At 65.3% G+C, this 20,124-nt stretch carries 23 protein-coding genes; 18 read left to right on the top strand and 5 right to left on the bottom strand.

Annotated elements, in window-relative coordinates:
- The first annotated feature begins 16 nt into the window (after positions 1-16).
- The 10 genes from BR24_RS13040 to BR24_RS12995 all read left to right on the top strand — a co-directional run bounded on the left by BR24_RS13040 (position 17) and on the right by BR24_RS12995 (position 9,427).
- Positions 17-1,198, top strand: coding sequence for a ChaN family lipoprotein (locus tag BR24_RS13040; protein ID WP_496541920.1), 1,182 nt, complete (start codon positions 17-19; stop codon positions 1,196-1,198).
- A complete protein-coding gene (locus BR24_RS13035) occupies positions 1,195-1,656 on the top strand; it encodes a hypothetical protein (RefSeq protein ID WP_496541919.1) in 462 nt (153 codons plus the stop codon). Before BR24_RS13040 ends, BR24_RS13035 begins: the two co-directional genes overlap by 4 nt.
- Positions 1,657-1,705: 49 nt before the next feature.
- Positions 1,706-2,545 carry a bifunctional DNA-formamidopyrimidine glycosylase/DNA-(apurinic or apyrimidinic site) lyase gene (gene mutM, locus BR24_RS13030; protein ID WP_496541918.1) on the top strand — a complete coding sequence of 280 codons (840 nt, stop codon included), beginning with the start codon at positions 1,706-1,708 and terminating at the stop codon, positions 2,543-2,545.
- Positions 2,546-2,857: 312 nt separating this feature from the next.
- Complete coding sequence (murJ, locus tag BR24_RS13025) at positions 2,858-4,402, top strand: murein biosynthesis integral membrane protein MurJ (protein WP_496541917.1); 1,545 nt, start codon at positions 2,858-2,860, stop codon at positions 4,400-4,402.
- Complete coding sequence (locus BR24_RS13020) at positions 4,399-5,145, top strand: tRNA1(Val) (adenine(37)-N6)-methyltransferase (protein ID WP_496541916.1); 747 nt, start codon at positions 4,399-4,401, stop codon at positions 5,143-5,145. Before murJ ends, BR24_RS13020 begins: the two co-directional genes overlap by 4 nt.
- Positions 5,142-6,041, top strand: coding sequence for a C-GCAxxG-C-C family (seleno)protein (locus BR24_RS13015; RefSeq protein ID WP_496541915.1), 900 nt, complete (start codon positions 5,142-5,144; stop codon positions 6,039-6,041). Before BR24_RS13020 ends, BR24_RS13015 begins: the two co-directional genes overlap by 4 nt.
- Before the next feature lie 9 nt (positions 6,042-6,050).
- Positions 6,051-7,424, top strand: coding sequence for an AAA family ATPase (locus tag BR24_RS13010; RefSeq protein WP_496541914.1), 1,374 nt, complete (start codon positions 6,051-6,053; stop codon positions 7,422-7,424).
- Positions 7,414-8,388 (top strand): metallophosphoesterase, encoded by a 975-nt coding sequence (locus tag BR24_RS13005; RefSeq protein ID WP_496541913.1) that lies wholly within the window; start codon positions 7,414-7,416, stop codon positions 8,386-8,388. The genes BR24_RS13010 and BR24_RS13005 overlap by 11 nt, the downstream gene beginning before the upstream one ends.
- The gene (locus tag BR24_RS13000) at positions 8,378-8,695 is read left to right on the top strand and encodes a hypothetical protein (protein WP_496541912.1); all 318 of its coding nucleotides are present in this window, start codon (positions 8,378-8,380) and stop codon (positions 8,693-8,695) included. Before BR24_RS13005 ends, BR24_RS13000 begins: the two co-directional genes overlap by 11 nt.
- Positions 8,696-9,427, top strand: coding sequence for an ATP-binding protein (locus BR24_RS12995; protein WP_496541911.1), 732 nt, complete (start codon positions 8,696-8,698; stop codon positions 9,425-9,427).
- On the opposite strand, the gene BR24_RS12990 is transcribed toward BR24_RS12995, so the two are convergent.
- From BR24_RS12990 to BR24_RS12980, 3 genes are all read right to left on the bottom strand, one after another.
- Entirely contained in the window at positions 9,424-9,690 is a 267-nt protein-coding gene (locus BR24_RS12990; protein ID WP_496541910.1) for a Nif11-like leader peptide family natural product precursor, read from the bottom strand. The two genes, BR24_RS12995 and BR24_RS12990, sit on opposite strands and share 4 nt — an antisense overlap.
- 104 nt (positions 9,691-9,794) lie before the next feature.
- Complete coding sequence (locus BR24_RS12985) at positions 9,795-10,544, bottom strand: SIR2 family NAD-dependent protein deacylase (protein ID WP_496541909.1); 750 nt, start codon at positions 10,542-10,544, stop codon at positions 9,795-9,797.
- Positions 10,525-11,262, bottom strand: coding sequence for a substrate-binding periplasmic protein (locus tag BR24_RS12980; RefSeq protein WP_496541908.1), 738 nt, complete (start codon positions 11,260-11,262; stop codon positions 10,525-10,527). Before BR24_RS12980 ends, BR24_RS12985 begins: the two co-directional genes overlap by 20 nt.
- A gap of 127 nt (positions 11,263-11,389) precedes the next feature.
- On the opposite strand from BR24_RS12980, the gene ftsE reads away from it, so the two are divergent.
- The 4 genes from ftsE to BR24_RS12960 all read left to right on the top strand — a co-directional run bounded on the left by ftsE (position 11,390) and on the right by BR24_RS12960 (position 14,229).
- Positions 11,390-12,094 carry a cell division ATP-binding protein FtsE gene (ftsE, locus tag BR24_RS12975; protein ID WP_496541907.1) on the top strand — a complete coding sequence of 235 codons (705 nt, stop codon included), beginning with the start codon at positions 11,390-11,392 and terminating at the stop codon, positions 12,092-12,094.
- Positions 12,088-12,963: a cell division protein FtsX gene (locus BR24_RS12970; RefSeq protein ID WP_496541906.1), complete on the top strand. Its 876-nt coding sequence runs from the start codon at positions 12,088-12,090 to the stop codon at positions 12,961-12,963. Before ftsE ends, BR24_RS12970 begins: the two co-directional genes overlap by 7 nt.
- Position 12,964: 1 nt before the next feature.
- On the top strand, positions 12,965-13,237 hold the full coding sequence (locus BR24_RS12965) for a DUF4911 domain-containing protein (RefSeq protein WP_018124207.1): 273 nt from the start codon (positions 12,965-12,967) through the stop codon (positions 13,235-13,237).
- 92 nt (positions 13,238-13,329) lie between these two features.
- Positions 13,330-14,229, top strand: a complete 900-nt coding sequence (locus tag BR24_RS12960; protein ID WP_496541905.1) for a DMT family transporter — start codon at positions 13,330-13,332, stop codon at positions 14,227-14,229.
- Here BR24_RS12960 and BR24_RS12955 read toward each other — a convergent pair.
- Positions 14,226-17,036 (bottom strand): response regulator, encoded by a 2,811-nt coding sequence (locus BR24_RS12955; RefSeq protein WP_496541904.1) that lies wholly within the window; start codon positions 17,034-17,036, stop codon positions 14,226-14,228. The genes BR24_RS12960 and BR24_RS12955 overlap by 4 nt on opposite strands.
- Positions 17,037-17,097: 61 nt before the next feature.
- A complete protein-coding gene (locus BR24_RS12950; protein WP_496541903.1) occupies positions 17,098-17,391 on the bottom strand; it encodes a hypothetical protein in 294 nt (97 codons plus the stop codon).
- A gap of 37 nt (positions 17,392-17,428) precedes the next feature.
- Here BR24_RS12950 and BR24_RS12945 point away from each other — a divergent pair, with 37 nt between their 5' ends.
- The 4 genes from BR24_RS12945 to sppA all read left to right on the top strand — a co-directional run bounded on the left by BR24_RS12945 (position 17,429) and on the right by sppA (position 20,092).
- Positions 17,429-17,851: a cereblon family protein gene (locus BR24_RS12945; protein WP_496541902.1), complete on the top strand. Its 423-nt coding sequence runs from the start codon at positions 17,429-17,431 to the stop codon at positions 17,849-17,851.
- Positions 17,852-17,889: 38 nt separating this feature from the next.
- Entirely contained in the window at positions 17,890-18,504 is a 615-nt protein-coding gene (locus BR24_RS12940) for a YigZ family protein (protein WP_496541901.1), read from the top strand.
- Between the two features lie 110 nt (positions 18,505-18,614).
- On the top strand, positions 18,615-19,106 hold the full coding sequence (locus tag BR24_RS12935) for a hypothetical protein (RefSeq protein WP_496541900.1): 492 nt from the start codon (positions 18,615-18,617) through the stop codon (positions 19,104-19,106).
- An 11-nt stretch (positions 19,107-19,117) separates the two neighbouring features.
- The gene (sppA, locus tag BR24_RS12930; protein WP_496541899.1) at positions 19,118-20,092 is read left to right on the top strand and encodes a signal peptide peptidase SppA; all 975 of its coding nucleotides are present in this window, start codon (positions 19,118-19,120) and stop codon (positions 20,090-20,092) included.
- The last annotated feature ends 32 nt before the right edge of the window (positions 20,093-20,124 follow it).

The raw sequence follows: 20,124 nt of genomic DNA, 5'->3' as shown, positions 1-20,124 counted from the left end.
TACGGATGGTAATACGATGAAACGCGTGATCGGAACCGTGATTATGCTGACCGCGGCCGTGTTCGCGGCCACGGGGTGCGCCGTGGGCCCGCGGTCGCCCGAGGTGCCGGAGATGGATGTGAATTTCGCGCCCCAGAAGGGCGACTTTCTGGCGCTGGACGGCAGCCGCCTGCCGTTGCAGACCGTTGTGGAAGGACTGGAAGGCGCGGACTACGTGGTCATCGGCGAAGGGCACACCAACGCCTGCGACCACAAGATGCAGCAGGCGCTCCTGCAGGGACTCTCGCGCAACGGGCGGGGGATCTCCCTCGGCCTCGAGATGATCGGCGTCGACAAGCAGCCCGTGCTGGACGACTTCGGCAAGGGGCAGGTCCGTGTTGAGGCGCTCGAAGAGGAGCTGGACTGGAAAAAGCGCTGGGGCTATCCCTTCGAGCTGTTCCGGGGCCATTTCGAGCTGGCCGAGAAGCGGTGTCTGCCGGTGGCGGGCATCAACGTTCCGCCGGACGTTGTCCGCAAGGTGAGCGAGAAGGGCGTGGAGAGCCTCGACTCCCTTGAGGCCTCGTACATGCCGGAGGAGGTCGTCATGCCGCCGCAGGAGCAGCGGGACTCCCTGATGGAGGTGCTCGCCCTGCACGAAAGCGGCGACGAGGCGGACGAGGAGCGCGCGGAGCGGTTCCTCTACATCCAGTCCGTCTGGGATTCCATGATGGCGGAACAGGCCGTGAGGCTGCACGAGCGCTACGACTGGCCCGTGGTCGTGGTGGCGGGGGGCGGTCACGTGGAATACGGCTGGGGCATCCCGGACCGCATCCGCATGCTTGACCCCGACGCCGTGGTCATGACCGTCATGCCGTGGCGCGGCAGAGAGTACGACCCCGATGCCGGCGATTATTCCTTCTACTGTCCCAGCTCCTACGAGAGCCGCCTCGGTGCGACGCTGGTCCGCGGGGCCAGGGGCGTCTACGTGGAGTCCGTGAAGCGCGATTCGCGCGCCTACCGTTCCGGCCTGCGGCCCAACATGGTCATCGTTGAGGCGCAGGGGATCCCGGTCAAGGAACTGTTCGACATCCACCGCGCGGGCAAGAAGGCCCACGACAACGACGCGAGCCTCATGTTCACCACCCGTCTGGGCGGCGAGGAGTATACCCTTGACTTCGGTCCGCTCGGCAGCCGCAATTCCAAGGAGCAGAATAAATGATTCGCAAATCACTTTTCATCGTGCTGGTCATGCTGACGCTGGTGGCCTGTCAGGACGAGATGCGTCAGTACTTCCCGCAGACCATGGCCGGGATGGAGCTTTCAAACTACAAGAGCGGTTCTGATGCGGCCGAGGAGATGAACCGGCTGCACGGCAAGAGCATCAAGGCAGAAGCCGTGGCAGTTGCCCGATACGGCGACGGAGCGGCCGAGGTCTGGATTTCCCGTGCAAAGGACGGGCGCGAGGCCCGGCGCCAGACCGGGAAGATGGTGCACCTCATGTTCGAGAATCCCAAGTCGCCATTTTCCTACATGAAACGCTTCGAATACGAGGGCGTCCCCGTTTATCCCTTTACCGGCATGGGCAAGCGACACCTCGTGTTCTTCCGGGGCGATCTGATCTACTGGGTCACAGCGTCACCGGAGGCTGCGGAGCAGGCGCTTGCGGATCTCTTCTAGCCGGGTTCTCCACCTTTTCCCCGCCGAGGAATTGAGGTAGTCAACGCTCATGCCCGAACTGCCCGAAGTGGAAGTCATCGCCCGCGGTCTGAACCGCTCCCTGCCCGGACGGACGGTGGAGCGCGTTGACGTGCCGTGGCCCACCTCCCTGCGTCAGCCAGAGGACGAGTTCCGCCGTCGGGTGCTCGGCGCCCGTGTTCTGGGCGTGCGTCGGCGCGCCAAGCTGCTGCTTGCCGATCTGGAAAGCCCGGACGTCGGTCCGCTGCTGCTCGGCGTGCATCTGAAGATGACCGGGCGGCTGGTGCATGAGTGCGGCTGTGAACGGCCCGGGGCCAAGCATGACCGCGTCATCATGACCCTCGACGACGGTTCGGTGCTGACCTTTGCGGATGTGCGCCGCTTCGGCTATATCGTGGCGCTGACGCCGGACGAGGTGGACCGGTGGCCGTTTTACGCCTCCCTCGGCCCTGAGCCGCTGGAGTCTTCCCCGGAAGCGCTTGCCCGCGCCGTGGCCACGCGCAAGGCCCGCGTCAAGGCGCTGCTGCTGGACCAGACCGTGGTGGCGGGCTGCGGCAACATCTACGCGGATGAGTCGCTGTTTCGTGCCGAGTTGGGACCGGCGGTGCGCGCCTGCGATGTCCCGGAATCGAGACTTGTTGAGCTTTTCCGACACCTTCAGGATGTTCTCGCGCAGGCCATAGCAGAAAACGGCAGCTCCATACGGGATTACGTGAACGCGGACGGCGACGCCGGGGCGTTCCAGAACAGTTTCAATGTTTACGGCAAGAAAGGACAGCCGTGCCCGCGCTGCGGCGGGTGCCTGACCTGCTCCACCGTGGCGGGCAGGACCTCCACCTACTGTCCGGACTGCCAGAAAGACGGCCGTTGAGGCTGACCGCAATCGACTTCAACAACATGATTTGCGGTCGCCGGCGAGACTCTCTTTCGTCGCGTGGCACGAAAAGGAAGAAACGTCTCCGAACGACCGAACCAATCTCGGACCAGTGGTTATGAAACAACAATTTGAATTTGTTCGTAAAAATGTTTTCTGGTCTACGGGTGGCGAAAAAGCCGTCAAATGCTGCATGAGCAAAAGAAAAGTCAGCAATGTCTGTATGTAGAAAATTTCAATAGAATGTCTTGAAAATGGTGCCGAGAAAAGTGCCAACGATTTCAGGGTGCATGAAAAAGCGGGTTCAAGGTGTCCAAACACGGCCGACAGATAGCACGAAACGCCTCGGTGGTGGCGGTCGCCACCCTCGGGTCGCGAATATTGGGGTTTGTTAGGGATCTCATCGTGGCCTTCGCCCTTGGGGCGGGCATGTTTGCCGATGCCTTTTTCGTGGCTTTCAGGATTCCCAACCTCATGCGGCGGCTGTTCGGGGAAGGCTCCCTGACCATGGCCTTCATCCCTGTTTATTCGCGCGTCCGCGAGGAGGAGGGGGATGAAGCCGCGCAGCAGATGGCACGATCCGCCATGGTCTGGCTGGGCATCATCCTCGGCGCGCTCACCGTAGCGGTGGAGCTGGCCGCCGGACCGGTGACTCTCGCCATCGCACCCGGTTTTGCGGACGACTCCGAGCTGTTCGCCACCACCGTCTCGCTGGTGCGCATTTGCTTTCCGTATGTCATTTTCATCTGCGGGGTGGCCCTGTGCATGGGCATCCTCAACTCGCACCAGCGGTTTCTGGCCCCTGCGCTGGCCCCGGCCGTGCTCAACGTGGCCCTCATCATTGCCGCGCTCATAAGCCATTACGCGGGCTACAACGTGGCCTACGGCATGGCTTACGGCGTACTGGCGGGCGGCGCGGCCCAGCTGCTCATGCAGCAGGGGGCGCTGTCGCGCATCGGCTTTCGCAGGCGCGGACGCTGGTCCCTGTTCGATCCGGGCGTGCGGCGCATGGGCCTGCTCATGCTGCCCACCGTCTTCGGTGCGGCGGTCTATCAGCTTAACATCCTGCTCGGCACCCTGCTTGCCTCGTTCCTGCCCACGGGCAGCGTGTCCTACCTCTATTACGCGGACCGGCTGGTGCAGTTCCCGCTCGGTGTCTTCGGCCTTGCCGTGAGCACCGCGGCGCTTCCGAGCCTGGCCGGGCTGGCCGCAAAAGGGGAGATGGACGAATTCGGCGGCGCGCTGCGTTCCGCCAACGGGCTGACGGTGTTCATCGCGCTTCCTGCCGCCGCCGGGCTGATGGCCCTTGCCGAACCGGTCATCTCCGTGCTGTTCGGCCACGGCAGATTCGGTCCTGAAGCCGTGAGTTCCACCGCGTCCGCCCTGATCGCCTATTCCGCAGGGCTGCCCTTCATCGCCCTGTCCCGACCGCTCGTCTCGGCCTTCTACGCCCTTGAGGATACCAAGACTCCGGTGAAGATCGCGGTGCTGTGCCTGTTCGTGAACATCGGCCTCGGCGCGTGGCTCATGTTCCCGCTCAAGCACGTTGGGTTGGCCGTTGCGGTCAGCGCGGCCTCGCTGGTCAACGCCCTGCTGCTGTTCATTTTTCTGCGCCGCCGCGTCAGCGTGGCCCCTGTGGAGGGCGCGGTGCTGCTCAAGGCCGCCCTGCTCTCGGTGCTGATTGGAGCGGGGGCATGGTATACCGGCCGGTTCGGGGCGTGGAGCCTCGCCTTCATTCCGGTCTGGGCGGGCGTGTATTTTCTCGGGGCGCATCTCACCGATATGGGCGAGGCCCGCATGTTCGCGGACCTGTATCGCTCGGCGCGGCGCCGCTTCAGCGGGGGGCGCTCATGAATCCGGATGAGGCGCGGGCCTATTTCCCCAGGGGGCTGGAACAGCCGCAGGGCGGCTACCGCTTCTCGCTCGACTCCCTGCTGCTCGGCTGCTTCGCCCGCATCAAACGCGGCTGGAGCGGGGTGGATCTGGGCTGCGGGGCCGGGGCGGTGAGCATTGCCGCGCTGCTGTCCAACCCGGACGCCGACCTGACGATCCACGGTGTTGAGGCCGATGCCGAAGCCGCGGCCTGTGCGCGAATCAACGCCGGGCGGCTCGACCTCTCTGGCGCGTTTCTGCCGGTGGAGGCGGATGTCCGCGCTTACCGCGAGCTGGAACAGCGGGCCGACTTCGCGCTCATGAATCCGCCGTTTCGCGAGACGGGACGCGGGCGCGTCAGCAAAGGGGAGTCGCGAAGCGCGGCGCGGTTCGAAACGGGCGGATCGCTGGCGGATTTCGTGCGCTGCGCCGCCCTGCAGCTCAAATCCAAGGGGCGGCTGTTCGCGGTGTTCCTGCCCGAACGGCTCCCGGCACTTTTTCGCGAAATGGACCGCCGGAAGCTGGCGCCCAAGCGGTTGATCATGGTACACGGCACGCTCCGGGCCGAAGCTGGCATCGTGTTGGTGGAGGCCGTAAAGAACGGGGGCGAAGGGGTGTCAGTCGCGTCCCCGCTCGTACTCTATGGCGATAACGGGGGCATGACGCGCGAGGCGCTGGAGTTCTGCCCTTTTCTCGCCTGCAACGCCAAGGGGGGTTGTTCATGATGCACTGGACCGGAAAGCGTGCGAGGGAGTCCTTCGACGGCGGCTGGTACTGCGCGGAGAGCGTCATGCGCGCGCTGGCCGAGGTCGGCGGGCGGTATGAACCCGGCATGGAGCGCGTGGCGAGCGGGTTCTGCTCCGGCATGTCGCGCACCAACGGATTGTGCGGCGCGGTCAGCGGCGCCATTATGGGCATGGGGCTTTACGCCGGACGGACCGAGCCCGTGCCCGAACAGACCATGGACGTGCCCTACGCGCTGGTTCAGGAGTTTCTCAAGCGGTTCCGCGCCAAATTTCAAAGCACCAACTGCCGCGAGCTGACGGGGTGCGACTTCATCACCCCGCAGGGACATCGCCGCTTCCGCGAGGAGAACATCAGCCAGCTCTGCCGGGACTATTGCGACTTCGCCGCGTCCACCGCGCTGGAGGTCCTCGCCGACGCGGGTATGGGACCCATGGCAACCGTCATCGAGCAGACCGCCCCGTGCGGGCTGAACTGCGGCAAATGCATAGCCTTCGAGGGCAGCGAGATCCGCAGGCACGCCAAGGCGCTTCAGGAGGCCATGGGGTCGAACTTCGCTCAGTATGCCGAGCGGTTCGCGGGGATGAACCCGGTCTTTGGAGGCTATGGCGAGTTCGCATCCGTGCTTGATTTTCTTGCCGAGGGCACCTGTTCCGGGTGTCGCGGCGAAGGCTGTCTTTTCGGCGACTGCGGCATCAAGGACTGCGTGCGGCAACAGGGCGTGCAGTTCTGCCATGAATGCAGCCGCTTCCCCTGCGATGATCACGGCCTGCCCGAAGCGCTGGAGCGACGCTGGCGGGAGAACAACGAACGCATGCGCGAGAAGGGGCTGTACGCCTACGCGCTGGAACTCCGCCTTTCGCCGAGATACCCCTAGCAAAGCAGCATGATAGAACGCATCATCGTCGAAAACTTCATGGCCCACGAGCGGACCGAGCTGGAGCTCGGCCCGGGCGTCACCGCGCTGACCGGTCCCAACAACACGGGCAAATCCGCGCTGGTGGAGGCGCTTCGCTGCGTGGCGGAAAACCCGACCCCGAGCCACTACATCCGCCACGGCGCCAAGGAGGCCCGGGTCACCGTGGTGCTCGCGGACGGACACCGCGTCACGTGGATTCGCAAGAAAGCCTCCGCCGGGTACGAGATCCTCGCCCCCGGCAGCGAGGAGCCCGAGAGCTTCTGGAAGCTGGGGCGCGGCGGCGTGCCGGAGGAAGTCCGCAGCCTGCTGCGCATGAACCGGGTGGATCTGGACGACGGAAACCCCGTGGACGTGCACATCGGCGACCAGCGCGAGCCCGTCTTTCTGCTCAACAGGCCGGACAGGGCCGTGGCCGATTTTCTGGCCTCGTCCTCTGAGGGGGCGCACCTGCTGTCCATGCAGGGCGCGCTCAAACGCCGCACGCTGGAGGTCCGGCGCGAGAGCGCGGGGCGCGAGGCGCGGCTGCGGGATATCGAAGCCGAACTGGACGCGCTGGCCCCGCTGCCTGACATCCGGCTCATGATGGAAACCGCCGAGGAACTGGAGCAGCGTTCGCAGGCCCTGAACCGCGAGATTCCGGCGCTGGAACAGCTGCTTGCGGAGCACGACAGGCTGAATCGGGAGTTGGACCGTGCGAACCGGGAACGCGCCCTGCTTGAACAGCTTGGCGAGCCCGCATCGTTGGAGTCGCTCCATTCGCTTCGCTCGCTCATCGAGGAACAGGCCGACCTTCGTCACAGGAGCGCATTCGCCGCCGCCTATGCCGAAAAGCTGGACCCGCTGGCCGAGCCCCCGACTCCGGCCGATACCGCGGGCGTCAGGGCGGTGATGGACGAAATGAGCCGCACCCGGGGCGAACTTGAAGCGGCCCGCACCGGCAGTCGCGCCCTTGCCGACCTTGCGGCCCCGCCGCAGGTGGAGGACCTTTCAGACCTCAGCCGGACGGCAGCGAAATTGAAGAGCTATTCCGGTCAAATGCAGATCCTCAACGAATATGCCACAACCGTTTCCGCGTTGCGCGAACCGCCGCAGCCGGAGGACGAAAGCGCGCTTTCCGCGCTGCTGAAGGAGCTGGGCGAGGTCCGCGAAGGGATGGAACGGGAAGAAGAGGCGCTCAAGGGCGCGCATCGCGAGTTGACGGAGCACGCGGCGCACCTGCGTGAGCGGCTGGAGGCCATCGGGCGCTGTCCCACGTGCGGCGGCGAACTGGAGTCCGGCGAGTTCCTCGGCGGCGAGCACGTCCACGAATCCGGACCTGCGGGGGGTGCGCATGGACACTGACATTTCCGGGCTGCCACGCATCGAGGCCGACGGGCTGCTGCTCATCGGGGACGCGCATCTGGCGGACAACCCGCCCGGCCAGCGGCTCGACGGGTATCTGGAGCAGGTGCTGGCAAAGGTGGAGGCCTGCCTCGACGAGGCCGAGCGGCGCGAGCTGCTGCCGGTTTTTCTGGGTGACCTGTTTCATCTGCCGCGCGACAACTCCAACAGGATGCTCGTGGAGCTGATCCGCATGTTCGGTCGGCGCGCGGGCGAGCACATGCCGTGGGTACTGGTAGGCAATCACGACAAGTACCAGTCGCGATTCACGGACGACGTGTCCCTTGCCGTGCTGGAGCAGGCCGGGGTGGTCAGGCTCATGAAGCACAAGGGACCGCAACTGGTCCTGCAAACCCCTGACGGCGAGGCCCTTGTCTGCGCGAGCCCTGACGGGACGGCCATTCCGAAGCGTTTCGACCGCCCAGAAGGCTGCTCGAAAAGCGTGCTCTGGCTCACGCACCACAACATCCGTTTTCCGGATTTCGAGGACAAGGCCAACGCCATTCGCGAGATCCCCGGCGTGGACTGGCTGGTGAACGGCCATATCCATCGCCCGCAGCCCAGCGTGACCAAGGGCGGCACAACGTGGGCCAACCCCGGCAACATCGTGCGGCTGATCTTCAACCGCAACTCCCGCGAGCGCGAGCCGGTGGCCTCCATCTGGAAGCCGGGCGTCGCCGAGCTGGAGCGCTGGGTCATACCGCATCTGCCCTTCGATGAAGTCTTCCCGGATCAGGAGCTGCCGCCCGAGGAACATGAGGAGGCCGACGGGTCCGACTTCATACGGGGTCTGGAGCGGCTGGCGTGGCGGCGGACGCACGAGGGCGTGGGGCTCAAGGATTTTCTGAACGACAACCTTGATGAGAGCGCCGAGGCGCGGCTCATCTGGGAACTGTACGGCGAGGTGGTAAACCATGACGGCTGACGACAAGGCCCGGCGCGATCAGGCGCTGGAACAGGAACTGGCGGAGCTTCGCGAACAGCATAAGGTGCTGGAGACCAAAAAGATCCGCACCGAGGAAAAGATCAGCTCCCTCACGGAGCGGCTCAAGGACCTTGAGAAGCGGGCGAACGAGGAGTTCGGCACCGCCGACCCTGAGGAACTGCAACGCATCCTTGATGAAAAACGAAAGGAAAACGAGCGTGTTGTCGCTGAATACCGCAAGCATGTGGACGGCATCCGCAAAGGGCTCGAAGAAGTTGAGCAGCGCTTCGGCGGCGGCGAGGGCTAGATGACGGACGTCTCGGAACTCAGGAATCTCGAAAGCCGCCTGCAACGGCTCTCCGCGCTTGGCGAGACCCGCGTGGACGAGCACCGGCGGGAGCGCGAACAGCTAGCCCGGGCAAAGGAGTTTCTGGAGCTGGCCCCCCGTGCCGCGACCCGACTGGAGGACCTGTCCTCAGCCCTGTTCGGCAAGGCGCTGGATGAGATCGAGGCCAACCTGACCCACGCCATCCGCGAGATTCTCGGGCAGGACCGGGAAGTCTCCACGTTGCGCGAGGTCAAGAACGGCCGCCTGAACGTGTCCTTTCGCATCCACAACGCGGGTGGCGGCGACGAAGTGGAGGACATTCTCAAAGGGCAGGGCGGCTCGGTCTGCAACATCCTCTCAGTGGGGCTGCGACTCATTGCCCTGTCGCAGCTGCCTGAGGACCGGCACCGGCCGTTTTTGGTGCTGGACGAACAGGACTGCTGGCTGCGGCCGACCCTCGTGCCCAAGTTCATGAAGCTGATCTCGGCCATCGCCCACCGGCTGGATTTGCAGGTGCTGGTCATCAGCCACCACCCCATGGACCTGTTCAGCAACGCCGTGGACCGCGTGGTGGTGATTCACCCAGACCGCGAAAAGGGCGCACGGCTCGAGACCCTCAAGACGACGCACGAAAAGGACGCCGAGGGCGCGCAGACGGCCACGGATGCCGATGTCGCGTCAGAGTCCGCCCCCGCGGGAGCGGACGGCTAGACCCAGCCGGACCGTTTCATCAGGACGAACAACCGCTTGAAGTATCCGCCGCCGGGAACGGATTCCAGATAGTATTCATCCAGCCGCCCCTGCGGCACGGTGGCGCTCAGGGTGTCGGCGAGGCTCTCGGGGTTGAATTTGTATCCCAGCTCGCGGGCGGCGCGGGCCATGTCCTCCGCGTCGCGCTGTCCGAGCACGGCGTCGGCGAGTCTGTCGTCGCACTGCAGGTCTCCGAGGAATCGGGTGGCTTCCTTCCAGCTCATGAGGTGTCTCCAGTATCAGGTGGTGTTGTCGTTGCCGCGTGGGGCATCCTTGGACCGGTCCCGTCCGACCGTTCCCGTCTCGTCCCGCCCCTGAAAGATCCGTGTCAGCCCGTCTTCAGCACCGCTTCGGCCAGCATGGGCAGCATCCGCCCGGCCTTGCCCTCCAGATATATGTCCGTGGCCCGGTAGGTGTAGGCCGACTCCCGCGTGTTTATCTCGATGACCGTGGCGCCGTTGTGGTGCGCGATCCACGGGATGCGCCCGGCTGGCTGGACCTCGCCGGTGGTGCCCACCACGATGAGGGCGTCCGCCTGCCGCGCCAGCGTTGTGGCGTCACGGTGCACGTCGTCGGGGATGCCCTCGGAGAAGAAGACGATGTCCGGCTTGAGCACGCCCCCGCAGTCCGGGCATTTCGGGGGCAGGGCGTCAAGCCGCACGCCCTGCGTCGGGAACTTGCGGCGGCAGTTCATGCACTGCATCCGCGAGGTGGAGCCGTGATACTCCAGTACGGTGGTGTTCCCTGCCTGTTGGTGCAGCCCGTCGATGTTCTGGGTCACCACCGCCACGAGGCGGCCCGCAGCCTCCAGCTCCGCCAGCGCCCGGTGCGCCCTGTTTGGACGACAGGCCACCTGCCGGGAGTAGAAAATCTCGACCAGCAACTCCCATGATTCCTTGGGATGCCTGCGGAAGTAGTTCATCTCGAACTTGGCGGGGTCGTACTTCGACCAGAGGCCCTGAGGCCCGCGAAACGGAGGAATGCCGGACTCCACCGAGATGCCCGCCCCGGTGAAGGCGAAGCAGCAGCGCGCGTCGCGGATGGTCCGGGCCGCGTTTTCAAGGGCGCCGTTCGACATTCTCGGCCTCGTGATCGTTCTGCGTGCCGAGCGCCTTTTCCAGCGCCTGCTCCACGTACTCCCGCTCCGTGGAGAGGCGGGATTTTTTGGAAATCGCCAGATGTTCGGCCACGGTGTCCTGAAGGAAGTAGGGCGCGCGCTTCACCCATTTGCCGAAGCCGGTGCGCTCCAGCGCGGCGCTCCCGCGCACGGCGTCCAGCGCCACGGCGTCGATGTTGCCGGCCACCAGCAGCTTGAAGAGGCGGGCCAAGTCGTCCTGCGGAAAGCGCTCGACCCTCGGGTCGGCGGCGAACTCGGGTGCGAGCGCCAGACCGCGCACCACGCCCACTTTTTTGCCGTAAAGGTCAGCGTGCCGCTCCAGCCGGATGCCGGAGCCGCGTCGCGTCCAGAAGGCGGTCTCTCGCGGCGGGGCCACGGGGTGGTCGGAGAACCAGAGGAAGGATTGCAGCTCGAGGCGGGGTCGCACGCCGAAGAGAATGTCGGCCTGCCCTGTCTCCAGCAGCTCGAGGCATTCGTCGCGGTCACAGCCGATGAAGTCCGGCGAGACGCCGAGGAAGCTGGTCAGCTTCCAGCTCAGAACCACGAACGGCCCTTCGGGGCGATTACCGTTCCACTTGGAATAGGGCGGGAGGTCCTCCACCGCCACGCGCACGGAACCGGCATGGGCCGGAAGCGCCAGCAGGATCGCGACAAGGACGGGGAGCAGCCGTTTGAGCATTATTCCTCCATTTGCGACCTTCATATACCGAATATGCAAGGTGCGTCAAAGAAGTGCCGCGAGATCGCCGCGGCGCGATGGCGCACGGCATTTTACAAACCGGGGCTTCGAGGCTACAAGGGAACGCATGGTCGAACTCACGCGCGTTTCGCACACCTTCGGTTCCCAGTGGGCGCTCAAGGATGTCTCCTTCAAGCTCGAGAAAGGCGAGTTCCTGTTCCTCACCGGTCATTCCGGGGCGGGGAAGTCCACGCTGCTCAAGCTGCTGTACGGGGCGATTCCCCTCAAGCGGGGGCGGGCCACGGTCTGCGGCTTCGACATGAACCGGCTGGGGCGGCGCAAGCTGCCGCTGCTGCGGCGGCGCGTGGGCGTGGTCTTTCAGGACTTCAAGGTGCTTCCCGAGCGCACCGTGTTCGACAACGTGGCCATGTCCCTGGAAGTCCGCGGCATGGCCCGGCAGCATCTGGAGCGCCGCGTGCGGGCCATCGTCCGCGCCATGGGGCTGGAGGCCAAGAGCTACACCCCCTGTCAGGCCCTCTCCGGCGGCGAACAGCAGCGCGTGGCCATCGCCCGCAGCATGGTGGCCGGTCCCGAGCTGATTCTCGCCGACGAGCCCACCGGCAACCTCGACTTCGACCTGACGATGCACCTCATGGATATCTTCAAGCAGTTTCACAACTACGGGACCTCGGTGATCATGGCCACCCACAGCCGCGAAGTGCTCGACTGCGTTCCCGGCGCGCGCAAGCTGCATCTGGAGAACGGCCGCATCCTCGAACCCGAGGAGGCCGCTGCCGCCGAGGCCGCCGAAGCGGAGAAGAAGGCATGTTAGGCCGCATCGCAAGGCTCACCGGGCGCGGTCTGGGCGACTTCATCGTCCACCCCTTTGCCCACCTGCTCACGCTCACCGCAGTGGCCATGGTGGCCTTTCTGGCCGGTTTCGTGCTGCTGACCCTGCACAACGTGAATCTCCAGCTGCTCAAGACGCGCGGGCAGGTCGAGTTCCAGCTCTACTGGGCCGAAGGCGTCAAGCAGGAGACGGTGCGCAGTGAATGGAAGGCCATCCGGGACATGCAGACCATCAAGGAGTTCAAGCCCTTCACCCCCGGCGACGCGCTCGTGGAGCTGGCCGAGACACTCGGCGAGTCGGGCGATTTCTCGTGGCTGCGGGATCAGAACCCCCTGCCGTACTCCGCGCTGGCCGCCTTCGAGGTGCCGCCGGACAAGCAGGAGAAGGGCTGGGCCGCCGAGCTGCTCACGGAGCTGAAATCCCTGCCCGGCGTGGAGAAGGTGCACTACGCGCCCACGCAGATGGACCTCGCCCAGAGCTGGGTGGCCCTGACGCGCACCGTGGCGTGGCCCGTGGTCGGCTTTCTCGCCCTCGTGGCCGCCCTCGTGGTGGGCAATACCATCAAGCTCTCCCTCATGACCCGGCGCGACGAGGTGGAGATCCTCTCGCTCGTGGGCGCGCGCCCTTGGTACATCCGCTGGCCCCTGCTCACCGGGGGCTTCATGCAGGGGCTCGTCGGCAGCGGCGCGGGGCTCGGCCTGCTGCTTCTGGCGCAAAACACCCTCAAGGACGCCCTGAACGTCCCGCCGTTCTTCATCGAAGTGAGTTTCCTGCCGCCGGAACAGTGCGCCGCGCTGGCCGGGGGCGTCATCCTCGTATCCCTCGCCGCCAGCTGGGTGGCCGTCAGATAGCATGAAAAAACGCCACAAGCCCCGCAAGCGCCGCTGCCCGGCACCGCCCGAGCGCTCGGCACGCATCTACGTCCGCATAGACCCCTCGCAGATCGGGCGGTTCCGGTTTCTGCTGGAAGCCTGCGACAACCTCGGCATCTTCACCGTGGCCGACAAGTACAAGGGCGTGCTGCAGCTGCGCTATTCCCCGCAGCAGGAGCGGGAATTTCGTGAATTCCTCGACTCGCTGCACGAGTCCATCCCGCACGAGATACTGCACGAAGCCCGCGACTGATCCCCGGTTCGAGGCGGATGGTCCGGCACCGCAATTTTCTTCAAGACAGTTTCGCCCTCACGGGGTAGAGGTCGCCTTCAAGGAGGCTGATCGTGAGTGATTATGCGCAGGTGAGACCCGAGGGCACCCTCGTGCCCACGTTGGCTGTTCTGGCGGCGGTGCTGCTCTGGGGCAGTTCGTTCGCGGCCATGAAGCATCTGGTGGGCATCCTCGATCCGTGGGCGGTGATGTGGCTGCGGACCGGCCTCGCGACGCTGGTGCTGACGCCCGTTGCCGGACGCCTCTCCGCGCCGGTCCGCACTGGAGGCGACCGACGGGTGCTGTGTCTGATGGCGCTGTTCATGCCGTGCCTGTATTTCTTTTTCGAGTCCCACGCGCTGATGTTCACGTCCGCGTCGCAGGCCGGGCTGATTTCGGCATCGCTGCCCCTGATGGTGGCGGCGGGCGCCGGGGTCATGTTCGGCGAGCGGACCACGTCGCGCGGCTGGACCGGGCTGGCGCTGTCCATGGTCGGGGTGGCCGTGCTTACTTTGACCGGAGAGGCCTCGCTCAACGCGTCCAATCCGGTGCTGGGCAACCTGCTGGAGCTGGCCGCCATGGTCAGCGCGGCGGGCTACATGCTCCTGGTCAAGCGCCTTTCCGCCAGCTACGGGCCGTGGACCATCACGGCCGTGCAGAACGCGGTGGGTGCGGTCTTCTTTCTGCCGGGGCTGTACCTGCTCGTGCGCGACGGCCTCGGCCCGGACCCGTGGTTCCTGTTGCTCGTGGCGGCGTATCTGGGGGCGTTCGTCACGCTGGGCGCGTTCGGGCTGTATAACGTGGCCATCAGCAAGCTGCCCGCAGGCCGCGCCTCCGTGTTCATCAATCTGGTGCCCGCGGTGGCGGCGTTCTTCGGGTGGGTGATACTCGGCGAGACGCTGACGCCCATGCAGCTGTTGGCGTCCGGCATCATTTTCCTCGGCGTCTGGCTGGCCCAGCGCGCGGGTGCCTAGCCGGAGGGCGACGCGCCCACCACATCGGCAATGACGCGGAAAAGTTCGGTGCGGTCGATGGGCTTGGGGACGTAGCCGTCCATGCCCGCCTCGAGGAAGCGTTCCCTGTCGCCGGCCATGGCGCGGGCGGTGAGGGCGATGACCGGAGTGTGGGAGGCGTGCTCCAGCGCCGGGTCGGTCCTGATGCGCGAGAGCGCCTGAAGGCCGTCCATGACGGGCATCTGGATGTCCATCAGGACAAGGTCGAACGCCTTCTCGCGAAGCGCTTCCACGGCGACGAGTCCGTTTTCAGCCACTTCAGTCACGTAGCCCGCCTTTTCGAGCAGGCGGGTGATGGTTCTGGCGTTCACCGGCTCGTCTTCCACCACCAGCACGCGCAGGCCGTCCATCTCGGGAGAACGTCCCCGCGGGGTCACGATGGTGGACACCGCCGGCGTAGCCTTTTCCAGCGGCATGGCCACGGTCAGTTCGGTCCCCTTGCCGGGCTGGCTGGAGATGTGGATGTGGCCTCCCATGTGCTCCACGAGCCGCCTGACGATGGCGAGCCCGAGGCCGGTTCCCTGATGTCGGCGGGTGCGGGAGCCGTCCAGCTGGGTGAAGTCCCGGAACATTTCGGCCTGCTTGTCATCCGGGATGCCGCTACCGGTGTCGGCGACGGTCAGCAGCAGGGTCACCCGGCTGCTGTCGGAGGGGATGGGCACCGCCTCGGCCGTGATCCCGACGGAGCCTTCATCCGTGAACTTCACTGCGTTGCCCACGAGGTTGAAGAGGATCTGGCGCAGGCGCATCTCGTCCCCGACGAGCATGTCGGGGACGGAGTCGTCCATTTGCAAATATACGGCGAGGCCCTTTTCCTCGGCGAGCACCTCGAAGGTCTGCTTCATCTTTTCGAGGGTCTCGGCGACTCTGAACGGCTCGTTGTTCAGGCCGAACATTCCGGCTTCCATCTTGGAAAGGTCGAGCACGTCGCCGATGATGGACAGCAGGCTCTTCCCGGACTGCCTTGCCAGCCGGACGTTTTCCAGCTGTTCCTCGTCCAGCCGGGAGTCCTCCAGCAGCTGGAGCATTCCGAGTACGCCGTTGAGCGGAGTGCGAAGCTCGTGACTCATGTTGGCGAGAAATTCGCCCCTTGCCCGCGCCGACGCCTCGGCCTCCTCCTTTGCGCGCCGAAGGGCGGCCTCGGTGAGCTTCTGCTCGCCGATATCCTCCACGATGCAGATGCAGTACGGGTCGCCGGCCCCGGTGTCGTCGACCGGGGAAAGCGTTATGCGGGCGTGCAGGACGCTGCCGTCGCCGCGCTGATAGGTCTGTTCAAGCACGTTGCGGCCGCCGTCCCTGGTGAGGGCCCCGCATGCCTGCATCAGGGCTCCGGGCGTACCGCTGAGCAGCGAATCCATGGCGTGCGTGTTCAGCAGCGATTCGCGCGGACGCCCCATCATCTCGCAGAACCTGTCGTTGACCTGCGACCAGCGGCCTCCGGAATCCAGATGGGCGATGCCGAGGGCGGCGTTCTCGAAGGTGGCCCGGTACTGCTGCTCGCTCTCGCGCAGGGCCTGAACCGCCTTCTCCCGCTCGTGGAGCATGCGGTTGGCCGCGTGCCCCAGACGTTCGAATTCGGTGAACGGAATCGTCTCCGGGCTGATGGTCGCATTGTCGGTGCCGGCGCGTTCGAAGAACTGCGTGAAGCGCTCCACCGCCGCGCCGAGACCGTTCGTGACGCTCCGGATGCCGAAGTAGAGCAGCGTGAGAATCAGCAACAGCATTGCCAGCGTGTGCCAGATTCTGTCGCGCACGTGGTCGAGCATTCTGGCGTGCTGGGAAGAAAGCGCAGCTTTGGAGTCCTCCAGGGAGAGGTCGGCGAAGATGATCCAGTCGGTCTCGGGTACGTGGCGAAATCCAACGAGGCGGGTGAACTCGTTGGCAGAGCCGTTGAAGAGCACGACCCGCTCCTCTTCGGGGCGGTAGGCGTCGCTGTCGGACCATAGAGACTTGAGGCCTGAAAGACCGGGCAGCTCCCATACGGACGGATCGCCGTCCGCGATGTTGCCGTCGTGCATGAGGACGTTGCCCTGCGCGTCGGAAACCAGAAGCCGCCCCGTCTGCTGAAAGCGCACAAGGGCCAGCCTGCCGAGGATTTCCCTGCGGGCGGACTCGGGCAGGCTCTCCGGCCGGGTGGCGGCGACTATGCTCCAGCCAAAGGGGTCGAAGGTCCGGATGTGGACGGCAAGGGGCCCGTCCTGCGCTCCATCCAGTTCAAAGCCCTCGTCGTTCGGGGCCTGTTTCACCCGTTGCAGTATCGGCCCCGCCGCGGTGCCGAAGAGGCGACCCGGTACGGTTCCTTCCAGCAAGGGGTCGCCGGGGGATGCGAGAACGCGCCCGGCGTTGTCGAGTATGGCGACTTCGGAGCGGGGGGCTGCCTGAAGCGCGAGCTGTTTCAGGACGGCGAGGCCCTGCCGTTTCAGACGCTGCCGGGGAACGCTGCCGCGACCGGAACGCCACACGGCGCGGAGTGCATCCTGTGCTGTTGCGGTTTCGCTTTCCAGACGGGTCTTCATGGCTCGGGCCACCTGCCGGGACTTGTAGCTCACGAACTCCGGCGCGCGCACGGCATACGACCGGACCATCTCCCGCCGGTCCTTGACGTATTCCTCTCTGCTGCGCGCAGTGTCAAACTCAAAGTAGCGCACTTCGTCATACAGCCACAGCGCACCCACAAGCGCCACGGACAGAACGGCTGCCCCGAAGGCGAAGAGTTGAAAGGTTCGGGAAAGGCTTATCTTCCTTGCGGCCGTTGACTTGTACTGCATGCAGACCCTCTTGTCCGCACAGCATACCACGGGCCATGGTGATATACATTATTTATTCCCGTCAGTTCCGGTCTTCTCGCCCGGTCATGAAAAGGGCTTCCCAGTCGATGGGTTGCAGGGAATCGCGGTTGCGGCGTTGCAGGACGGCCCACCCTTCGTCCGGAATGACGCGCACGGCGACGCGGTTCACGAACTGTTTGCCGTCGTCGCGGCAGCACTTGCAGGCCCAGCCGCACACGTCGCATGTGCAGCCGCCTGACTTGAGCGCCTCCTTGAGGATGCCCGCCTTGTCGCAGCAGGCGTCGCACAGGAGCAGGTGGCCGCCGTCGCGGCGCAAATCGTCGGTATCGGTCATGCTGGAATCTCCTCCGAGGTACATGTATAGTGGCCTCATGCTGCAAGCGCAACCCGTCCCCACGCTTCACGTCCTCAAGGACGGCCCGACCGCCCCCTTGCGCACTGAGCGGCCCGAAAGCGGCCCCGGCGAAACGAACGAAGGCGGCCGCCGTCTGGTGTGCCGCGTCTGCGGGCATCCCGTCACCTCCGAGGCGGCCCGCATGAGCGTCAACGGCTCGCACGAGCACGTTTTCTTCAATCCCCACGGCATCATGTTCGAGCTGGGGTGCTTCGCGTCCGCCCCCGGCGCCGGGACGCAGGGGCCTGCTGTCTCGGAATTCAGCTGGTTCGCGGGTCACACGTGGCAGATCGCGGTCTGCGGCGCGTGCGTGACCCACCTCGGCTGGCGGTTCGCATCGGGCGACGCCTCGTTCTACGGGCTGATTCCATCCGCCCTGCATCCCGAGGAGGGCGGCTAGGACTTGCCTCGGACGGCCAATGCCGTATGCTCCCGACCATGTCGAAACGCTATCCCGTTCCCGCTTCCCGCCACAGGGTGGAGGAGTCCATCAAGCGCAGCCGCTTCATCACCACCCTCGCGCGCGTGGAAACCGCAGAGCAGGCGCGTGAGTTCGTCAATGAAATCAAGGCCGAATTTCCGGACGCGACCCATAACTGCTGGGCCTTCGCCGCAGGCCCGCCCGGGGACACCGCCCAGGTCGGCATGAGCGACGACGGTGAACCGCACGGAACCGCCGGACGCCCCATGCTGAACGTGCTGCTGCACTCTGAAGTTGGCGAAGTCGCGGCGGTGGTGACTCGCTACTTCGGCGGGACAAAGCTCGGCACCGGCGGGCTGGTGCGCGCTTATTCCGGCATGGTCAAGCTGGGGCTGGACACCCTGCCGCTGACGGAGCGCGTGGAGACCGTCACCGTGGAGGCCCTCATGCCGTACAACGCGGTGACCCTGTTCCAGCGGATGCTTCCTGAGCACGAAACCGAAGTGCTCGAAGAGCGCTTCGGGGCCGACGCGGGGTTCCTGCTCCGGTTGCCTAAGGAGCGGCAGGAGGGGCTGGAGGCCGCCCTTGCCGAACTCACGGACGGACAGGCGGTTGTTGCAGTGTCAGACTAGCTTCAACTTGAATTAATTTATCAATCGGCCTTCGGCGCCCTTCGATATCGTCTCCCGGCACGAAGCGTCCACACGCATGAAACGGTCCCGGTCTTTACGCGGCATCGGCAATGGGATATGGTTCCGGCAATCCCAGAAACCAGAACCCCCGAGGCCGCATGTCGCTCAGAAAGCTCACCGCACTCTTCCGGCTCCTGGACAACAAGTCGAACGCCGCCCGGGAAGCGGCCCTTTACGAAATCAGGGAACTCAAGGCCGACCTTTCCGAACTGGAGCGCTATCTTCAGGGACGGAAAAAACAGACCGACATACAGCCCGAGGACTTTATCCGCAGCTCCTACGAGATCGCCGCGCAGCTGCGGGAGATCCGCCAGCGCGACGCCGTTGCCGAGGAGCTGAAGGACGAGTCCGCGCGCGTCGACGCCGAGGAGTACCTCGAAAGCCGCGGGGCCAAATTTCTCAAGCGGCCCGCCGGCTGGCACTGGACCAGCTCCCGCGACGAACGGTTCCTGCTGCACGAGCACAACCCGCTGCTCGCCGCGGATGAGCTGCGCAAGCTGCTTGCTTCCGGGAAAAAACGCAAGAAAACCAAGAAGAAATAGCCGGAGGGATCATGCTCCACCGCGTAGCCGCCGTGACGGCGCTGGCCCTGACCCTGTGCCTCGCCGCCTGTGCGCCGAAGGTCAGCATATTCGGAGACAACGGCCAGCCGCTCAAGGAGGCGGTACTCGAGGAGGGCGCCGACGGCAAGGTCGCGGTAATCTCCCTCGACGGCTTCATCAGCGACACGCCCGAGCGCGGCATCTTCGGCCCGCGCCCCAGCCCCATCGACGAACTGGTCACCCGTCTGCGCGTGGCGGAAAAGGACGAGGCCGTAAAGGCGGTGGTGATCAAGATAGACTCACCCGGCGGCACCGTGACCGCCAGCGACATCGCCTATCACGAGATCTCCCGTTTCCGTGAGAAGACCGGCAAGAAGGTGGTGGCCTGTCTCATGAACACAGCCACTTCCGGCGGCTACTACGCCGCCCTTGCGGCCGACTCCATCGTGGCCCACCCCACCACCGTCACCGGCTCCGTGGGAGTCATCTACGTCCTGCCCAAGGTGCACGGACTCATGGACAAGGTGGGCGTGAACGTGGAAGTGGCCAAGTCCGGACGCAACAAGGACATGGGCTCACCGTTTCGTGAAGCCGGTGAAGAAGAGCAGGAGCTGTTCCGCACCATCATCAACGACATGGCCGACCGGTTCGCCGGGCTGGTGCGGGAGCGCCGCACGCCTTCCGACGCCGCCATGGAGACCATCCGCACGGCCCGCATCTTCACGGCCCGGCAGGCTGTCGAGCTGGGGATGGTGGACCGCATCGTCCACCTCGAAGAAGCGTTCAAGGAGGCCGCGAAGCTCGGCGGCATCGAGGGCGACCCGACGGTGGTGGCGTACCGGCGCACCCTGTATCCTGACGATACGGCCTACAACTCCATGAGCGCGTCCACGCGCCCCGTGTCCCTTTTCGGGGCTGACGTGACACATCTCCTGCCGCCGCCGTCCGGCTTCCACTACCTCTGGACCGGCGGCGAAAGCCGCTGAGATTGGCAACAGTCTGTTCAATAACGGCATGG

The sequence above is a fragment of the Pseudodesulfovibrio halophilus DSM 5663 genome, from assembly GCF_059568665.1.
Note: the sequence above shows the minus strand (reverse complement) of the source record. Positions and strands in the feature narration are given on the sequence as shown.